The 17,804-nt window shown below is 61.0% G+C and carries 12 protein-coding genes and 1 pseudogene; 7 read left to right on the forward strand and 6 right to left on the reverse strand.

Annotated features, from left to right (window positions below):
• Positions 1 to 456 precede the first annotated feature (456 nt).
• Both mobC and BMX43_RS16470 read left to right on the forward strand, forming a co-directional pair.
• Positions 457 to 741, forward strand: coding sequence for a plasmid mobilization relaxosome protein MobC (gene mobC, locus BMX43_RS19880; RefSeq protein ID WP_091303252.1), 285 nt, complete (start codon positions 457 to 459; stop codon positions 739 to 741).
• Between the two features lie 169 nt (positions 742 to 910).
• Positions 911 to 2,554 carry a relaxase/mobilization nuclease domain-containing protein gene (locus tag BMX43_RS16470; RefSeq protein ID WP_175482149.1) on the forward strand — a complete coding sequence of 548 codons (1,644 nt, stop codon included), beginning with the start codon at positions 911 to 913 and terminating at the stop codon, positions 2,552 to 2,554.
• Between the two features lie 36 nt (positions 2,555 to 2,590).
• On the opposite strand, the gene BMX43_RS16475 is transcribed toward BMX43_RS16470, so the two are convergent.
• On the reverse strand, positions 2,591 to 2,974 hold the full coding sequence (locus BMX43_RS16475; RefSeq protein WP_091303254.1) for a thermonuclease family protein: 384 nt from the start codon (positions 2,972 to 2,974) through the stop codon (positions 2,591 to 2,593).
• A gap of 322 nt (positions 2,975 to 3,296) precedes the next feature.
• On the opposite strand from BMX43_RS16475, the gene BMX43_RS16480 reads away from it, so the two are divergent.
• Positions 3,297 to 5,390, forward strand: coding sequence for a UPF0149 family protein (locus tag BMX43_RS16480; protein ID WP_091303255.1), 2,094 nt, complete (start codon positions 3,297 to 3,299; stop codon positions 5,388 to 5,390).
• Between the two features lie 180 nt (positions 5,391 to 5,570).
• Here the strand turns inward: BMX43_RS16480 and BMX43_RS16485 are convergent, their stop codons facing one another.
• Positions 5,571 to 5,801 (reverse strand): integrase core domain-containing protein, encoded by a 231-nt coding sequence (locus BMX43_RS16485; protein WP_217643974.1) that lies wholly within the window; start codon positions 5,799 to 5,801, stop codon positions 5,571 to 5,573.
• Between the two features lie 184 nt (positions 5,802 to 5,985).
• On the opposite strand from BMX43_RS16485, the pseudogene BMX43_RS16490 reads away from it, so the two are divergent.
• Positions 5,986 to 7,212, forward strand: a pseudogene (locus tag BMX43_RS16490) (IS110 family RNA-guided transposase).
• A 78-nt stretch (positions 7,213 to 7,290) separates the two neighbouring features.
• On the opposite strand, the gene BMX43_RS20240 reads toward BMX43_RS16490, so the two are convergent.
• Both BMX43_RS20240 and BMX43_RS16500 read right to left on the reverse strand, forming a co-directional pair.
• On the reverse strand, positions 7,291 to 7,932 hold the full coding sequence (locus tag BMX43_RS20240) for a DDE-type integrase/transposase/recombinase (RefSeq protein ID WP_245749511.1): 642 nt from the start codon (positions 7,930 to 7,932) through the stop codon (positions 7,291 to 7,293).
• Positions 7,929 to 8,246, reverse strand: a complete 318-nt coding sequence (locus BMX43_RS16500; RefSeq protein ID WP_091303256.1) for a transposase — start codon at positions 8,244 to 8,246, stop codon at positions 7,929 to 7,931. The genes BMX43_RS20240 and BMX43_RS16500 overlap by 4 nt, the downstream gene beginning before the upstream one ends.
• A gap of 114 nt (positions 8,247 to 8,360) precedes the next feature.
• Between BMX43_RS16500 and BMX43_RS16505 the strand changes: the two genes are divergently transcribed.
• Together BMX43_RS16505 and BMX43_RS16510 are read left to right on the forward strand one after the other, a co-directional pair.
• A complete protein-coding gene (locus BMX43_RS16505) occupies positions 8,361 to 9,383 on the forward strand; it encodes an IS110 family RNA-guided transposase (protein ID WP_091303272.1) in 1,023 nt (340 codons plus the stop codon).
• A gap of 238 nt (positions 9,384 to 9,621) precedes the next feature.
• Positions 9,622 to 10,662, forward strand: a complete 1,041-nt coding sequence (locus BMX43_RS16510; protein WP_091303257.1) for an IS110 family RNA-guided transposase — start codon at positions 9,622 to 9,624, stop codon at positions 10,660 to 10,662.
• A gap of 544 nt (positions 10,663 to 11,206) precedes the next feature.
• On the opposite strand, the gene BMX43_RS20415 is transcribed toward BMX43_RS16510, so the two are convergent.
• Positions 11,207 to 14,623 (reverse strand): calcium-binding protein, encoded by a 3,417-nt coding sequence (locus BMX43_RS20415; RefSeq protein WP_091303258.1) that lies wholly within the window; start codon positions 14,621 to 14,623, stop codon positions 11,207 to 11,209.
• A 1,671-nt stretch (positions 14,624 to 16,294) separates the two neighbouring features.
• Between BMX43_RS20415 and BMX43_RS16525 the strand changes: the two genes are divergently transcribed.
• Positions 16,295 to 17,326, forward strand: coding sequence for an IS110 family RNA-guided transposase (locus BMX43_RS16525; protein ID WP_091303260.1), 1,032 nt, complete (start codon positions 16,295 to 16,297; stop codon positions 17,324 to 17,326).
• A 219-nt stretch (positions 17,327 to 17,545) separates the two neighbouring features.
• Here the strand turns inward: BMX43_RS16525 and BMX43_RS16530 are convergent.
• Positions 17,546 to 17,804 (reverse strand): ATP-binding protein (locus BMX43_RS16530; protein ID WP_175482059.1); only part of this gene is annotated, 259 nt, incomplete at its 5' end.

Here is a 17,804-nt window from a genome sequence, read left to right on the forward strand (position 1 = left end):
CGGCCAGGTGGCTGGGGGTGTGCGGTCCTTGTCTCACCTTGTGTGTTGCGCGATCAGCGAAACGCATTCAGTGGCGGGTGAGTTACCCAAGGCCATCACAATCTGCAAGGGCATAAATCTCTCTTAGATTGTGCTTGAAGAAGGGGTGACGGAAGGGATAGGAAGGGTGGCAGGAAATGCGATGTGTCTACAAATAATCGGTGGCAGAAGTTGGAGGTAAAATCAGATCCTCGCGAAACAAGACTTAAATCGCGGTCCAAGGTTTTGGCGGGTGTTGGCAATGAAGTTGCTGATTCTGCAGTGCAGCAAGGGGCTGGGCGCGGCCGGCCTCGGTCGGCGGGCAAAGGCCAGGTCGTGAGTTGCCGTCTGCCTGCTGAGGAACTTCATGCCTTCGATGCGCTTTGCACCCAGCTTGGTGCGAAATCCCGTTCCGATGGGGTGCGATCGGTGGTGCGGATGGCCTCTGGCTTCCTCGAGTTCAGCCGGGAGGACAGCGCCAAGCTGGAGGAAATCCGCTACGAGTTGGGCAAGATCGGCACCAATGTGAACCAGATCGCCCTGGCTGCGAACCGGGGCAGGGCGCCGATGGTCAAGGCGCAGTGGGCATCCGTTGATGAGTTGCGCCGCTCATTGCCGATGGTGGCGAAAGCGCTGAGCCAGATCATCGCCGAACGTCGGCGTCAGGGTGTCGCGCTGTTCCGCAAGTTTGCTGAAGCGCAGGAGGGTGCGCGCCATGGTTAAGCTTGGGTCGCGTCCCATCGGGCTGGCAGAGGCTGTCCTCGGGGAGATCAACGTCCTGCGGCCGCAGCGGGGCCGGGTGAAGGCGGGCAGTTCATCGCCCAGACGCGGGTTCAGTTTCTCGACCCGGGCCAGCCAGCTGTGGCGGTTCTCAATGGGGTCGAATGCGGCGGTGCTGAAGAAGATCGGCAGGGGCGGCACGGCCAATGCCAAGGAGCTCGCGGCGCAGATGGACTACCTGTTCTCGAAGTCAGCCTCGATCTTCGGCAACGGGGTCGTGCTGGATGCCCATGCCAAGGGCCTGACCAAGGACGAGCGTACCGACATCGTTGGCGATTGGGTCGAGGATTGGCGTGGGTCGCCGCAGAACGGGCACACCACCCATCTGCTGATGAGCTTCCCGTCCCACGTGCGGCCTGAGAAGGCAAAGCTGATCGCCGAGGCTTGGGCCTTCGAGATGTTCCAGTCGGGCGCGCATCTGGATGATGTCTGGTCTTATGTCGCGGCCCTGCACACCGACAAGGCGCACCCGCATGTTCACATGGTCATCAACAACCGGGGCACGGTGAACGACAGCTGGTTCTTCATGGCCAAGGAGCATGTCTACAATCTGGAGGTCATGAAGGCGCGCATGGTGGCGATCGCGGCCGAAGAGGGCGTGTTTCTGGATGCCACCTCGCGGGCTGAGCGTGGCCTGCTGACCTATGGGCCGTCGCGGGCAGAGATCGAGCGGGCGCGGGTCGAGGGTCGGTCACCCGAGGAACGGCCGCGCGAGGGCAAGGCTCTGGAGGATGCCTTGGCGACGATGGCGCGCACGGCGGATGCGATGCGCAGTCTGAGCCATGTTGCTGCGCTGACGGGCCTGCCGGAGATCGGTGAGAAGATCGCCAAGGCGGAACAAGCCCTGCGGCGGGGCGGGGTGTTGCAGTCCTTTCCGGGCGATGTGGCGACGGCGGAGCGGGCCGATCTGGACCGGCATTTCAGCGGCTGGATGGTTGAGGCGGAGGGCAAGATCCGGAAGATGCCGGTCGCCGAGCGCAAGGAAATGCGGGATGAGCTTTATGGCTATGCCATCGACATCGCCAGAGGCTTGGGCGATGCGCGCGGTGCGCAGCTGTTGCAGATGCTGCCGCAGACCAAGCTTTACGCGACGGGTGTTGAGGGGGACCGGCTGACGCAGGGCAGGGGGGCCGTTGTTCTGCAGCCAGGTGCCGCCGACCGGCTGAAAACGGACATCATCAGCAAAGCAGTGGCCTTGGGTCTCAGCGGTGATCGCATGGCCGAGCGTCTGGAAATGGGGGCCGCCAATGCCTGGGAAGAACGCGACTGGGTGCGCAGTGACTTGCTGGCCCTGTCCGGGCGACGGCGTCTCGACCTTCGGAACCCGGCTCAAAGCCGGAAGGCTGTCGATGATCTTGATGGCTTCTACGACGCGGCGGCCAAACTGATCGAGCATGCCCGCGATCATGAACTGGTGCCGAAAAATGGCCGGTTGCTGCAGGCGCTTGGGTCAATGGGGCGCATCATGCAGGCGGATGGTAAGGTCGAGTTTCGAGGTGATGCCCATGCGGAGAGGTTCGCCGACGAACTGCGCCAGCGGTATGGCGAAGGGGTTGTGGCTGAGCTTGCCGCTGGGCGGACTGAGGCGCTGGCAGGAGATGTCGCGGATGCTGACCAGCGGACGTGGATCGCGCGGGCAGTTGTTTCTGCAGCCAAGTCACATGTGGCGTTCGGATTGACGCTTCAGGAGGCGCAGCACGCTGAGTGGCTGCTTGCTCCGTCTCCTGTTCGAAACGATCATGATTGGGAGCGGTAATGGCGTGAAATGCGCGCGCGGGCTGCGCTCAGGATTTCAGCAAGTGCCGTAGTCGCCGCCGGAATATCGGCAGTATTCGGCAGCAGCGCCGGAACGGATCATCTCTGCCGCGATGTCACGGCCGCTCGGCAGCAAACACTGGGCAACGAGGCGTCCATATCGATCAATGTCGACGACAGCGCAACGCAGGTGTTTGCCGGATATCAAGCTGCGCAAGGCAGACGTGGCGGTTGGGCCGCCTTGGTGGTTCCATTCCGGCGCATCGAGGCCCCAGACACGTATCCGACGCGACTCGCCACTCAGAGTGAAGGTGTCGCCGTCCAGGACCTTGCTGACCCGTGCTTCCAAGATGGGTGCTTCCTCGGCTCGAGCCATCCCGCCCTCAAGGAGAAGCAAACCAATCCCGATGGCCACTGCCACGAAATATCAATGAGATACTGGCGACGAAGTCTGAAGTTGTAGAAATACTTGACCATCTGGCCATTATCGCCCTGTTCGTCCAACGACCGCACGTTGGGTTCCAAATTAAAATCACGCTGACAAGAACTTGGCCATCGACGCCATGACGAGAGCGGCCGCTCATGGCACCATTCTGGTTGCATGAGGGGGAATAAGGCGGCGGGCTGTATCTGGCCAAGTTGCTTCACCTCTTTCAGACTGCAATCACGCCGTGCCTTCCTGACAAGTCAGAAAGGCATTGCTAGGTTGGCTGTAGAAATCGCGCAGCCTGGGACGGTGACCAATGGCGAAGAGTCGGATCGATGAGGCCTTGGCCGCTCTGAAAGCTGCAGGCAATGACGGTTTCGGGGCACGCCGCGCGGTTCTCGAACATCTGGGTTCAGATCTGCTGCATCGCCCGGCGTTGGGTGGTCAGATCGTTGCACGAATTTGCGCGATCAGAGAGCCAACGCCAGGCGACGAGGGTTTGCTCGATCTTCTTGGAGCTGGGCTCGATGCCGCTCGCATCGCCCGGGAAAACGGCAAAGCCCGTGGCCAGACCCTTATCGATGCGATCGAAGCCGCGCTTGGGCTGGCGCGCGGACAGGGCCGCATGACATCGGCCCACAGTTTGCTCTTTGCACAGCTTTGGACCCGAAATGGCTTGCCAGCCTCGGCTGCTCTCGCTCAGCAGCTCGAACAGGTTGTACCTGCAACCGGTCGGAGTGCGTCCAATCCTGCCGAGGGTGACGCTCTGCTGGAAGGACTCTTTGCCGAACTCATCCGGCAGGCAGATGGCGAGCCGCTTGCCGTGCATCACGCGCTGACCGAGAGCTTCCCGGCCATGCCCCCTGAAATGCGCGATCATGTCGTGGCCTATTCGGTGGGCCGAAGCGATTCCATCCATGCTGATATGGCCTGTTACTGGTTGCTCGATCCGGCGCCGCGCATTCGTCACGCAGCAGCAAAGGGCCTTGCCGATCGCCTTGCAAGTGGCGAACTGCCGGGACGCATTCTGGCGTCACTGGTCTTCCTGCGCAGTTGGATGCCCGAAGATGCGGCGCGGGCGCAGGTGGACACCATTTTCAAAGAGGCGATGCGAAAGAGCCTCGCGCCCTCAGCAGATCAGACGCCTTGGAAGCTCCACAACATAAGCGCTTCTTTGCCGGATGGGGGTGGGGCTCAGAGCATCGGCATTGCGTTGCAATCCGGATCGCAGCGCAAAATGGCGATGCTGCTCCTGAAACAGGGGCAAGGCGTGAAGGACGCTTACACCATCACTTGTCGAACTGCGCGTGACCAGAAATCGCTCGTCGAGCGCATGTCCGACGAAGTCGGCGCTCTGACGGTAACAGCAGATTATGTGCGCCGTGCCCTTTCCATCGCGCTGGCGGATGGTCTGGCTCAAGGGCAGCCGCCGGTTCCGGGGCTGATTGAGGTCGTCCGGCTTTGCGGCATTGCCGGGTTGCGGCCTGAGGTGAAAGCGACATCGGACCTCATCGCTGATCTCGTTTCGACGCCGGCCGTGAAGGAGCTTCCGCCTCAGCAACACGGTGCGCTGATTGCCGCCAGCGAGGAATGGTGGGATCGCCACGAGACTATCGAAAGCTGGTTCGAAGACAGCGATGCTGCCCATGCCGTTCTCGACAAGGCCCGCAGCGCGAAATCTGCCGAGACGGCACTTTGGAAATGGCTGGAGACCCGACGCGATTGGTGGGCACGCGTTCTGGCCCGCTCAGCCGATGTGCTGGAGACAGCCCTTCATCCGGATGCAGCTGGCTTTGCCGCCTGCGCCATGGCTTTGCTAGATGGTCGTGACCTGAAGAAGATTCCGGTCATGCTTGATGTGCATGAACAAACCATCGAAGCTTGGGTCCGCGACGATCCCGACTTCGACCCGGGCCTGGCGTTTGAAGAACTGGCCCAGGAGGCCCCCACGCCCGAAAAGAAAGGTGAAGTTGCAGCACTGCTGCGCGGCACCGATCTCACGGTCGACTGGCTTGACGGCTATCTGACCGGCATCGTCATCGCGCCGCAGGTGCTCATGCCAAACCAGTGGCTGCCCCCAATCCTCGATGCCGTCCTGCCGCGGATCGACCCGTCCCGGTTCCAGCGCTTCGTGGACCTTCTCACGATGCGCGCCCAGACCGTCTCGGATGTCGCCTCTGTCCCTGACGGACTCGTTGCCGCGATATCCTCCCGCTCGAAGAAGGGGCAGGCACATTGGGCGGGCGGGTTTTCGGAGGCAGTAAGCAAATTCCGGGCGGCGTGGCCGAAGAAAGGCATGACCAAGGAGGACCGGCGGCTTCTGGAGATTGTGACTGGTGAATTGACAACTGCGGAACTGGCAGAGTTTGCAGCTCTGGTTGGCTACCGCCAAGAGCGCAATGTCGGCTGAGGTGGGTATTAGTGGGCGTCGAAAAGGGCGGTATGTGTCGACGACGTGCAGTACCATCGCGATGGACGGTTTGCCGACTGCGAGGTCGCGGCATTGCAGCCGCAGAAACCTACGATTGCCGCTGTTCGCTGGCCCCATGGTGAACGATGCACTGTATCGAGCCAGCGGAATCTGCACAGGTTAAGCCGCTAATGCGAATGCCTCAGCGGGGGTTTTCATGTCCAGCGCCTGATGCGGGCGGTGGTTGTTGTAGAAGCTGATCCAGTCACCGATGGCGCGGGTCGCGTGCTGGATACTGTCGAAGCGTTGGCGATGGATGCACTGCTCTTTCAGCGTCCGGATCACCCGCTCGACCATTCCGTTATCCGGCATGATCACAGCGATGCCTTCGGCGGCGGGAACTGCTATCATGATGGCATCCGGGACCTGGGGCATCGGGAGCACGTGAGTGCGGGCAGACCGAGCTACAGCAGTGGGCCGAGAGCCCGTTCCGTTATATGGTCGCCCCTGCGGCTCGCCCGGATGTGCCGAGAGCACGGATCTGTAAATGCCGCGTGCCCGCCTGCTCCCTTCTTGCCAACGGAAGGAGGCCTCTATGCGCATCATTGGACTGGATATCCATCGCGTCTTTGCTGAGGCGGTGGTTTTGGAAGACGGGACCGCGCGACGACTTGGCCGCGTCGATATGACAAGGGAGAAGCTGTCGGCTTTCGCCGTGACCCTCCTGCCGACCGATCATGTGGTTGTCGAAGCCACAGGCAATGCGGCAGCCGTCGTCGAGATACTTACGCCACAGGTGGCGCGGGTTGTTGTGGCCAATCCCTTGCAGGTTCACCTCATCGCACGGGCAAAGACCAAGACTGACAAGATTGATGCTCGTGTGCTTGCTCAGCTCTATGCTGCGGGGTTCCTACCTGAAGTCTGGATCCCCGATGCTGCGACCTAGGCACGGCGCCGTCAGGTTACACGGCGCAACCAGCTGGTGAAGAGTCGGGTGCGCTTGAAGGCCATCGTGCAGTCGATCCTTCACGCACATCTCATCCCCCGCTGTCCGCATCAGGATATCTTCGGCGGCAGGGGACGTGCTTGGGTTCTGGCCCAAGACGTGCCGCCGGATGAGCGGGCGGCGATCATCCGACACATCGAAGAATATGACCGGCAGACGGCAGCGCAGCGGGTGGTTGAAGAGGACATTGCACGTGCAGCCATGCCGGATACGGCTGTCAGGCGGCTTATGACAATCCCTGGCGTCGATATGGTGGTGGCAGTCGGGGTCATGGCTGCGATCGGCAGGATCGACCGGTTTCCATCTGCGGATCAGCTATCCGCTTATCTCGGACTGCATGCCAGCGTGCGGCAATCCGGCGATGGCCCGGCCTATCATGGACGGATCACCAAGCGCGGCCGGAGCGACGCACGCCACCTGCTGGTCGAGGCGGCCTGGCAGACGGTGAGAAGCCCTGGGCCACTGCGCGCCTTCTACGAGCGCATCAAGGCACGCCGCGGGGCACATGTCGGCGCCGTCGCGGTTGCCCGCAAGCTGGCTGTGTTGATCTGGCACATGCTGTCGAAGGGGGTGGACTATGCTTGGGGTCGCCCGACACTTCTTGCACGCAAAATGCGCAAGATGGAGCTTGTGGCCGGAGAGCAAGCCCAGCGTGGCCAACGCGGTAGCGCCTATGGCTACAACCGTCCCGAACTGAGGCAAGCGGATCGCGGCATGGCCAAGCAGGCGGAACAGGTCTATCGGCGGCTCATGCAACACTGGCAACGAACGCGGAGGCGAGCTCAGCCTCCGGCGTCACCAGGTACTGAAACATAAAATTGGCAAATGCCGCAGAACGGGGCTGTTCAATTACATCCGTCTGCTGCGGGCAGTGCGGCGTGATGAACTCCTGCTTCAGGCCGTAGCTGCGCACCAGCGCGGTGTATTTCCGACTGGTGAAGTGTGAGCCATCGAGGCGCCATCGGTCCGAGCCCGATGGCGAACGCCATTGTCGGACCTCAGCAGGAACTCGCGCGTCACTTTGCCCAAGGTGCCGAACCGGTTGATCAGCGCATGCTCCAGGGCGCTGGCGGCGGTGGTGGCCTTGCCGGATCGCGACAGATGCCAGCCCAGCAGCTCGCGAGTATGGCAGTCGATCACTAAGGCCAGCGTGGTCCAGCCGTCACGGCCAGCCCAGATCCTGCAGAGGTCCGTCGACCAGCGCTCGTTAGGTGCGGCGGCCACAGATGGCACCGCCTCGATCCGGGGGCGCATGCCGATCGGGCGCTTGCGAACCTGCCAGCCCTTGATCTGGAAGATCCTCTGGACCGTGTTCTTGTTGAAGCCCAGCAGCCAGGCCACCGTGCGATAGCCGAAGGAAGGTTCCTTCTCGATCATGGCTTTGATCGGCTCGGCAAACCGGGGATCGACCTTTGGCGCGGCCTTGGTCGGCTTGTAGTAGACGGTCCGCCGCGGCACGCCGAACCAGGCGCAGAGCTTGGTCAGCGGCACCGTGACCCCATCCGCCGACAGGCCCTCATGGAGCGTCCTGATCAATTGCCATCCTCCCGCTCCATGAGGGCCGCCAGCTTTTTTCGGGCACGCAGTTCCAGCATGGCCTCGCCGTAAGCCTCCTGCAGGTCCTTCAGCTGCTTCTCGTATTGCTCGCGGATCTCCAGCGGGTTCGCCCGCAACGCATTCTCCATGCCCCGCTTGGCATCATCGACCCAGCCCTCGATCTTGGACGGCGACATGTCAAAGGCTCGAGAGGCCTCCGCCACCGTCGTCTTGCCCTGGATGATCTCGACCACCAGCGCCGCCTTACGCTTCGCCGTCCACCGTTTGATGCTGTCGTCCATCGTCACACTCATCGCTACCTGCTCCTTTGTAGCATGAGCAGATTTTCACTGATGGTGTGGATGCCCTCCGGCGGCATCTGATGTGTCATGCTGGGGAATGATCACCAGTCACCGAGGGGGAGCGCCATGAAAGACGTCGCAATTGTCGGGATCGATATCGCCAAGCAGGCCTTCCAGCTGCATGGCGCGGCGGCGGATGGTTCCGTAGTGTTTCGAAAGAAACTGTCACGCGGCCAGTTGCTCACGTTTTTATCCGGGTTGCCGCCATGCCTGGTGGCGATGGAGGCCTGTGCGACCGGCCATCATTGGGGGCGCGAGATCCAGGCTTTGGGGCATGAGGTGAGATTGATTCCGCCAATTTACGTGAAGCCTTTCGTGAAACGTCAGAAGTACGACGCCAATGACGCGGAAGCGATCTCTGAGGCTGCATCGAGACCCACCATGCGGTTCGTAGCGGTTAACACGGTAGAAGATCAGGCACAGGGCTCCCTCTTCCGCAGCCGCGCGTTGATGGTCGGCCAGAGGACGCAATTGCTGAATGCCCTGCGAGGTCATCTCGCCGAATACGGTCTGGTGGCGCCAACAGGTGCTACCAGAGTCGAGCCCTTGGCAGACGGTTTGAGCAGCGCAGGTCACCACCTGCCCCCTGCCATCCGACATTTGGCAAGCGTATTCCTGACCCAGATCAGGGCATTGTCCGACGCCATCGCCGAGCTTGAGCGCCAACTGAAGTCACGAGCCAGATGCAGTGTCGTGACCCGGCGTCTCCAGACGATGCCAGGCATCGGCCCCATGACAGCCGTTGCCATCGACGTCTTCGCCCCGCCGCCGGAAACCTTCCGGAGCGGTCGAGACTTCGCAGCGTGGGTCGGTCTCGTCCCGCGCCAGCATTCGACGGGCGGAAAAACACGCCTCGGAAGGGTTTCCAAGATGGGACAGCAGGATATCCGGCGATTGCTCATCATCGGCGCGATGGCCGTCGTCCGTTGGGCTGTTCGAAAGACGCCCCGACCTGGATCATGGCTGGCAAGCATGTTGGCCAAGAAGCCTAAGATGCTCGTTGCGATAGCTTTGGCCAACAAGAGGGCTCGCGGTCTTTGGGCCATGCTGAAGAAGGAGGAAGATTACAGGGTTCCTGCGACGGCCTGACAGGCCAGGTCGTAGGGAAACGCCGGGAGTGAGAGGAGTGCCGAAAGCGTAAGGGAAGGCGATCGATAGATCGGGATTGGACCAAGCCGTATCGACCCAAGGGCGCTGAGCCCGGTTCACTGATGAGCAGCCAATCCGCGTATCACCATACATGGTGTGATTGCGGCGGTTGCTCTCCGGTGGCGGACGAGGTCCTGTAAGATGGCCTCACTCAGAAACAGCCGTGAGGAGAACGACCATGATCTACTACGCAGGGTTGGACGTTTCACTGAAAGAGATTTCGATCTGCGTCGTTGATGCAGACGGCAAGACCGTTGCCCGGGGCGTATCCCCCGCCGACCCCGAGGGCGTGGCGGGCTGGTTTCGAGCAAAATCGCTATCACCGAGGCTGATCGTGCATGAAAGCGGGCAGTTGTCGATCTGGCTGCAGCGAGGCTTGGACCGGCTGGGGCTCCCCACCATCTGCATCGATGCTCGCAAGGCGCACAAAAGCCTGTCGGCTCGCCCCAACAAATCCGATGCCGCTGACGCGGAAGGCCTCGCTCAATTGGCTCGCACAGGCTGGTTCACACCTGTTCACGTTCGAAGCGAGGATTCAGACCGGCTACGCTGCCTGATCAGCGCGCGGGCGCATTTGATCAGCCTGCGCAAGGATCTCGAGGGCCATGTACGGGGAATTCTCAAGACCTTCGGCGTCCGTTTGACAGGTATCGGGAAAGGTGGGCAGCGTCAGGGCTTCCGAGACCAACTCGCCGCTGCAGGGGAGCGCAACGCAGTGCTGCGCAGCATTGCGGATGGGTTCATTGCCGCCCATTCCACGCTGTGTCAGGCAGCTGCAGATCTCGAGCGTGCCGTGAAGGAGAAAGCAAAGACGCATCCTGTCGCCCGTCGGTTGATGACCGTTCCTGGCGTTGGCCCCGTCGTGGCGCTGAATTTTGTTGCGCTGGTCGATGATCCTGCGCGGTTTCGGCGAGCTGAGAACGTCGGGGCCTTTCTGGGCCTCACGCCTCGAAGGTATCAATCCGGTGAAATGGATTGGTCCGGCCGGATCTCGAGATGCGGCGATGGAACCATGCGGAGCCTGCTGTTCGAGGCGGCAACGACCTTGATCGGTCGGGTGAAGAAGTTCTCAGCCTTGAAAAGCTGGGCGGTCCGACTTGCCGGGCGACGAGGCTTTGCCAAGGCGGCAGTTGCTACAGCTCGTAAACTCGCGGTGCTTATGCTGACATTGTGGAGGACCGAAACCGAGTTCAAGTGGAAAAAGGAGGCCATAGCCTGACCTGAATTCCCGCCCCGGCGGCGGGAAGCGAAGTCCCGAAGGGGCGGAGGCTGGTCGATCTCGCGCGGGCCGATGGGATGCGGAGCATTCTGCACAACCCGATCCATACATTGGAGACGACCACCACCGGATGCCATGCTGAGGCGCAAACCATGTGACCTCGAAGAGAACCATGACCCCCGACGGACCAGTTGCTTTCCGCTTGACAGAGCCGCAATCAGAGAACCGGCCAGCGGCCATGTCAAAGCGCCGCACGACAGGCCTGACACATGACCGCACCGATCACTCATTCCTGACCGCCAAAGCCACCTTGACCTCACATGGGCATCCACACATGGGTCGATACAGGACTACGCATGAATTTGTAGCATTTCATGCAAATTCTCCGCCGCAAACTGCGGGGCGGACGCTCCCCGGATTTTACCCTGATCTGCCTCAAAACGCCTCAAACAGCCTGAATCTGGCTGAATTCCGCCGGGGCGTGCCGCAAAGGGAAAAAGGGGCGCCCGCAGGCGCCCCTTCCGCAGCGGCCGCTGTCTGGCGGTCAGAGCAGGACATCCCCCGCGACCAGCGCCGCCATGCCCTTCAGCTCGATCTCGACATCCGCCAGCGTATTGCCGTCCACATCTGCCTTCAGGATGACATCTGCACCCGAGACCACATACCAGAGCGCATTGGCCCGGGCCGTGCTGCCATTCCACAGGAAGGCCTGGTTGCCAATCACCGCGCTGTTGGCATCGATGCCGCTCAGGTCGAGCTCGTCCACCCCGGACAGGAAGTCATAGAGCACGTCCCGCGTCGCGGAACCGTCTGCGCTCTCGCTGGTCGCGGCGAAGACGAAACGGTCCGCTGCCGTATCACTGCCGCCATAGAGCAGATCGCGCCCGCTGCTGCCGGTCAGAACATCGGCGCCGCCGCCGCCATAGAGCAGGTCAGCGTCTTCACCGCCCTGCAAGCTGTCGCTGCCATCACCGCCATAGAGGCTGTCATTCCCAAGACCGCCTTGCAGCGAGTCATTGCCGCTGCCGCCGGTCAGCGCATTGGCTTCAAAGCCGCCCAGGATCGTATCGTTATAGCCGGTCCCGGTGACCGTCTCGATGTTGAGATAGAGGTCATCGATCAGCTCGGCCCCCTGATTGGCACTGGCACGCAGATCGATGACCAGGCCGGCAGTGGCACTGGCGAAGGTGATCGCATCGATCCCCTCCCCGCCATCCAGCGTATCGGCCCCGTCGCCGCCATAGAGCAGGTCGTTGCCCGCCCCGCCATAGAGCCGGTCCACGCCCGCGCCCCCCGATACGGAATCGGCCCCGTCGCCGCCGAAGAGATCGTCATCCCCGGACCGGCCATCCAGCCGGTCCGCGCCCAGGCCGCCGCCCAGCATGTTGTCGCCGCCCGACCCGGACAGGCTGTCATCGCCCGCCCCGCCGATCGCTTGCTCGAACCCCGCCAGCGTGTCATTGTTCGTCGCCCCGGAGGCATCCCCGCCCGAGGCCGTCTGCGTGGCGAGATCGACCGTCACATCGCCCAGGGAGGACTCGTAGCTGACGGCATCGGTGATCCCGGTGCCGCCATCCAGACTGTCGGCACTGGCGCCGCCCATCAGGACATCGCGCCCGGTGCCGCCGATCAGCGTGTCATTCCCGGCATCGCCGGACAGCTGGTCATCCATCACCCCGCCTAGCAGGCTGTCATTGCCCTCGCCCCCGGACAGGTAATTGAAGCCCGAGCCCAGCGTGTCCTCGCCCGTCAGAAGATTATCCCCGACCAGCGTGTCATTGTCCGCGCCGCCATAGAGATAATCCGAACCCGCCCCGCCATAGAGCTGATCGGCGCCCTCGTCGCCATAGAGCCGGTCATAGCCGGTATCTCCATAGAGCGTGTCGGATTGCGCCCCGCCGGACACCTGGTCGGAACCGCTGCCGCCATAAAGCCTGTCGGTACCGATGCCCCCTAGCAGCACATCATTGCCGGAGCCGCCATAGGCAGAATCATTGCCATCGTCGCCCCAGAGCATGTCACTGCCGGAGCCAGAAACGAGGCTGTCATTGGCATCCCCGCCCGAAACCTGGTCTGCGCCCGATCCGCCAGTGACCGTATCGCTGCCCTCGCCGCCCAGCAGCAGGTCTGCGCCCGTGTCCCCCATCAGGCTGTCGGCGCCACTCGCCCCGGACAGGGTATCCGTGCCGGAGCCGCCAGAGATCGCATCCAGGGTCTCCACATTCGACCAGCCGGTGAGGCTGTCATTGCCCATCCAGCCGTTCAGGATGCCATTGCTGTAAAAGCCGCCAGTATAGCCGGGATCGACCTTTTGCCCCGCCGCGACATCATCGCCGATGTAATTCCCCCATTCCCGTCTCTGGTAATCCTCGGACGTATCGTCATCCTCAAAAGCCCCCAGAACAATCGTGGTGTCATCCCCGGAGGTGATGCCGTCCGCACCGAGGAAGGTGATCTTCTCGATATCGATGAGGTCGATGACCAGTTTCTCCGAAGACGAGATCTGGCGATACAGCTGCCACTGATTGCCGCCGACATGGGTCTTGGCCAGCTGGTAATTCCAGTCGGTCGAACTGCCATCCAGCTCCAGCGTATCCGTGCCCTTGCCGCCAAACAGCACCGCCCAGCCCCAGCGCGGCGTCGCACTGTAAGCCAGTTTGAACGTATCCTCCCCGGCCTGCCCCCAGAGTTCGGCATCGCCGCGCCAGAAAGTCAGCGTGTCATTGCCCGCGCCACCATCCAGCGTGTCGTCCCCCGCCTCGCCAGCGAGGATGTCAGCGCCGCCGCCGCCAAACAGCCGGTCATCGTCCTCCCCGCCCAAGAGTGTGTCTTTGTCCGCGCCGCCGGAGAGATAGTCATCGCCGGTGCTGCCCACCAGCTTGTCCGCTGCGTCACCGCCATAGAGTTGGTCATCACCCACGCCGGAAGCCAGCGAATCCAGCCCCGCACCACCGAACAGCGCATCATCGCCCGCCGCCGCCGTAAGAGTGTCATTGCCGTCATCGCCGGAGAGCAGATCATCGCCAAACCCGTCCGTCAGCGTGTCCGTGCCGCCCTTGCCGGAGATCCGCACATCGCCATATTGGCCCGCGCCGGAGATCATATCCGCCCCGGCGCCGCCAATGCCCGCCTCCGCCGCATGATCGGCCAGGATCAGGCTGACCGCCAGATCATCCCCGACCATCAGCGTATCCATGCCCTGTCCGCCATCCACGAAGCCGGAGACCAGATCGTTACTGTCGATCACCAGAAGGTCATTACCCTCATTGCCCATCAGGCTGTCCGCGTCGGCCTCCCCCGACAGGAGATCATCGGAGCCGCCGCCCCGCAGCGTATCCGCCCCGGCACCGCCCGCGATCTGCACGGCGCGCGCGCTGCCCGTCGCATTCAGGTCATTGTTCCGTGCATCGCCCTGCGCGGCGTCATAGGCCCCCGCCGTCAAGTTGAAGGCCGCAGAGCCAGGTTCCGCGAGCTTCGCATAGCGCCAGCGCTCGCCAGTCTCGAACTGGTATTCGTGACCGCTGCCATCCGGGAGCTCCACGAGCTTCCAGCCAAATTCCGCATGACCCAGCGACATGTCGCCCACGCCGCCTGAAATCGTCTCGAAGCCGCCACCATCTGTTTCGCGCACATAGCTGCCCAGGCCATGCAGCGTTGCAAGCCCGACGGTGATGTCATCTTCCTTGTCAGAGAAGGCGGCCCCATTGTCATAGCCCAGATTGATCTGGGTAATCCCGAGGGCATCGAGGGTGAACAGCTCGCCGCTCGCTTGGCCGGTCGTATCATTCTTGGAAGAAACCAGCCCGCCATCGACCTCGCCATCCTGATCGAGATCGCGCCAGATCCGCAGATGTGCCCAGCCCGCGTCCCTGCTGTCGAGAACCTGAATCTGCCGCGTGATGCCATCGCTGCCCGTGAAGGCAACCGTGGTATCGTTGTTATTCAGCCAGGAATCGCGCACCGCCTGAAGGTCAGTATCACTCGCATTATCGGTCAGAAGCGAGAGAACCAGTTCGTCTGCACGGGTAATCTGATTGTTACCGAAAGTGCCATCCGTATTCGCGGTGGCATCACCATTATCCTGACGATCAATGACAAGAAAGCCGTCCTTGTCCCCAACCCATGCCCCAGCTTCTCGGTACTCATCATCGTCAAAGTTAAATGATGCCTTGAGGCCAGATGAGACCTCTATGCCATCCCCTCCGAGATCCATTATTATTGGCTGTATAGTTCCACCTCCCCAATCGAACCCGTCAATAGTGCCATCGCCATCGAGATCGACAGGTCCGGTTCCGTCGGAGCCACCGACAGTCGATCCTGTAGGATAGTCGCTTGGATCTCTGGACCACCCAGACAGATCTTCAGGATCCTCAATACTATACCCCAGAGAAGTCGCACCATCTCCTTCGCTTTCAGAGGCTGAATTATCCGTCTGATAATATGGTGACAATCCAATCGTTGATTTAGTCAACATACTCACTTCAGAGATGACATCCAATGCATTCATCTCCATCCCGGCCGGGACCAAACCATTTTGTCCAATCATTCTAGCAGATGACACTGTTCCAATAGGGAAATGCACCGTAACATTTATATCCTGCTTGGAAAAACCCACATACAACCCGGCCTCGGCCACATCGGTAATACCTAAACCAGCCTGAGCGGTTATCGTTCCATCTATGTTCGCATATACGGCACCTGTTATTGGGGTTGGAATACCAGTGGGAGTGGCGACTCCGCCACCAGAATTATACGTTGATTCAACGCCTGAGATTGTCACTTTTGCGCCATATGCAGCATATGCCGCCACACCAGACGACACCGACACCATCCCAGCAACAGTAAGTGCTCCCTCCGTTGTTATCCCGGTCGACCCCCCCACAGTTGCCCACTGACCATAAACACCAATTTCTGAAATACTGTAAACAGATACCGTATTCCCATTCTCCCAACTGCTCCGAATCATATTCTCCCACCTCCATTCAATATCTTATCTACAGTTTCCGGCCACAAGATCATTGTGTCGATATCACGCCGCTCAATCCGAGCTAAAAAAATATTCCGATAGTAATCATTTCCCGCCATCCTTGACACAACAGAATTATGAATAATAGCCACCCAAGACGGTATAGAAATTATGACGACAGATATTGCAGATATCGTGAATATAGTTTTCGCCGAAGTTTCAGCTATTGCGCCTGCCCCATAAAGATAAATACAGGCATAAATGATGGAGATTAAAATCATAAGAATCACAAAGCTGACATAAGACGTTCTCTTTTTCATACATGACTCCGCCGGGCTTTTCTTGCAGAAAATGGAAAAATATCACACTGACCGAAACACTCGACTATGTAATTTTAATGGCGCCTACCACCCTCCCACCCCCTCCCAAAATTTAGGCTCACCCACAGGGTGATAACATTAATTGTATAAACGCGTCAACGCGAGTCCACCACTGTGTAAGACCGACACTTTCTTCTGCCGTAGTTTCTCCTGTTTCCCGGGTCAGGGCTTTGTTCTCGGCTCATAGCCAGAACATGACGGTTGTAGCGAGAGCGATGTGGAGAGGAAGGTTGCGGGGCATCTGTCGTAGCGGGTCCCGTGTTGGATCCAAAAGGAGGACTGCAGGATGAGACTGTTTGTCGGACTGGACGTGTCGTTGGAGAAGACCGCGATCTGCGTGGTCAGCGAGCATGGGAAGATCGAGAGGGAGGCGCAGGCGGCCAGCGAGCCGGAAGCGCTGACGCGCTGGATGGGGGACCTCGACGGCACCATCGCCGCCATCGGCCTGGAAGCCGGTCCCCTGTCGCAATGGCTGCACCGCGGGCTGACCCAGGCTGGACTTGACGTCGTGCTGATGGAAACCCGGCAGGTGAAGGGGGCGCTGAAGGCCATGCCGATCAAGACCGATCGCAGGGATGCCGAAGGGATCGCGCGCCTGCTTCATCTGGGATGGTTCCGACCGGTTCACTGTAAATCTGTGTCAGCACAAGAGGTTCGCGCTGTTCTGAACGCGCGCAAGGCAGTGCAACAGGGCTTCATCGCACTGGAAATGTCTCTTCGCGGGCTCTTGCGGAACTTTGGCCTGAAGGTCGGCTCCATATCGCGCGGCAGGTTTGAACAGCGCATTCGCGAATTGGCCGCGGGCAATCCGATGCTGGAAGCGGCAACCGAACCGATGCTACGGGCGCGACTATCGCTCCGACAGGAGCTGGCCGGGCTGGAGCGCCGTGTCCGCCAGCTTGCCCAGGAGGATCCGGCCTGCCGCCGCATGATGTCCATGCCCGGGGTCGGTGCGGTGGTCGCACTGACCTATCGATCCGCGGTGGATGACCCTGGCCGCTTCACGTCGTCGAAGAAGGTCGGGCCTTGGGTTGGACTGACGCCCTCGCGAAACCAGTCGGGCGAGCGTGATGTCTCGGGTGGCATCACCAAGGCCGGCGACGTCAACCTTCGACGCGCTCTGTGCCAAGCCGCCACAGTTATGATGCACCGTGGCCGTTCGACCTGGCTCAGGACATGGGCCGCTCAGGTTGCCCGCCGCCGAGGATCGAAGCGTGCGATGGTCGCGCTTGCGCGCCGCATGGGTGTCATCCTACATCGCATGTGGGTCGAGGGCACGGACTTCCGTTCCGATGGTCCCGCACCGAAGGTGGCCTGAGACGCAGGGCCCCAAGCTGACGCCCGCCTGACGGCAGGCCTTCGAGGTCCTCCCAGGGACGCGGTTCCGATGATGCCGTGGTCCGGACTGTTGCCCGCTCCGCGAAGCACGCCAATGAGATGGGCACATCGGAATTGCATTGAACCTGTTGATTTCCACCCAGAAGTGACCCGGGGTTTTCATCGAGAATTGACCCGCCTGAAGGTTATGTTCTGCGGGTTATGCTGGGGTCAAGGCATGCGTGGCCTCCCTTTTCGTTTTGGCTACTGCTGAGCTTGCCTTGAAGCGGAAGCTGTCGTTTCCGGTCTCAAGGATGTGGCAGCGGTGGGTAAGACGATCAAGCAGGGCGGTGGTCATCTTGGCGTCGCCGAATACGGTTGCCCATTCGCTGAAGCTGAGGTTTGTAGTGATGATGACGCTTGTGCGTTCGTAGAGCTTGCTCAAGAGGTGGAACAGCAACGCCCCGCCCGAGGCGCTG

Source organism: Gemmobacter aquatilis, assembly GCF_900110025.1.
GTDB lineage: Bacteria > Pseudomonadota > Alphaproteobacteria > Rhodobacterales > Rhodobacteraceae > Gemmobacter > Gemmobacter aquatilis.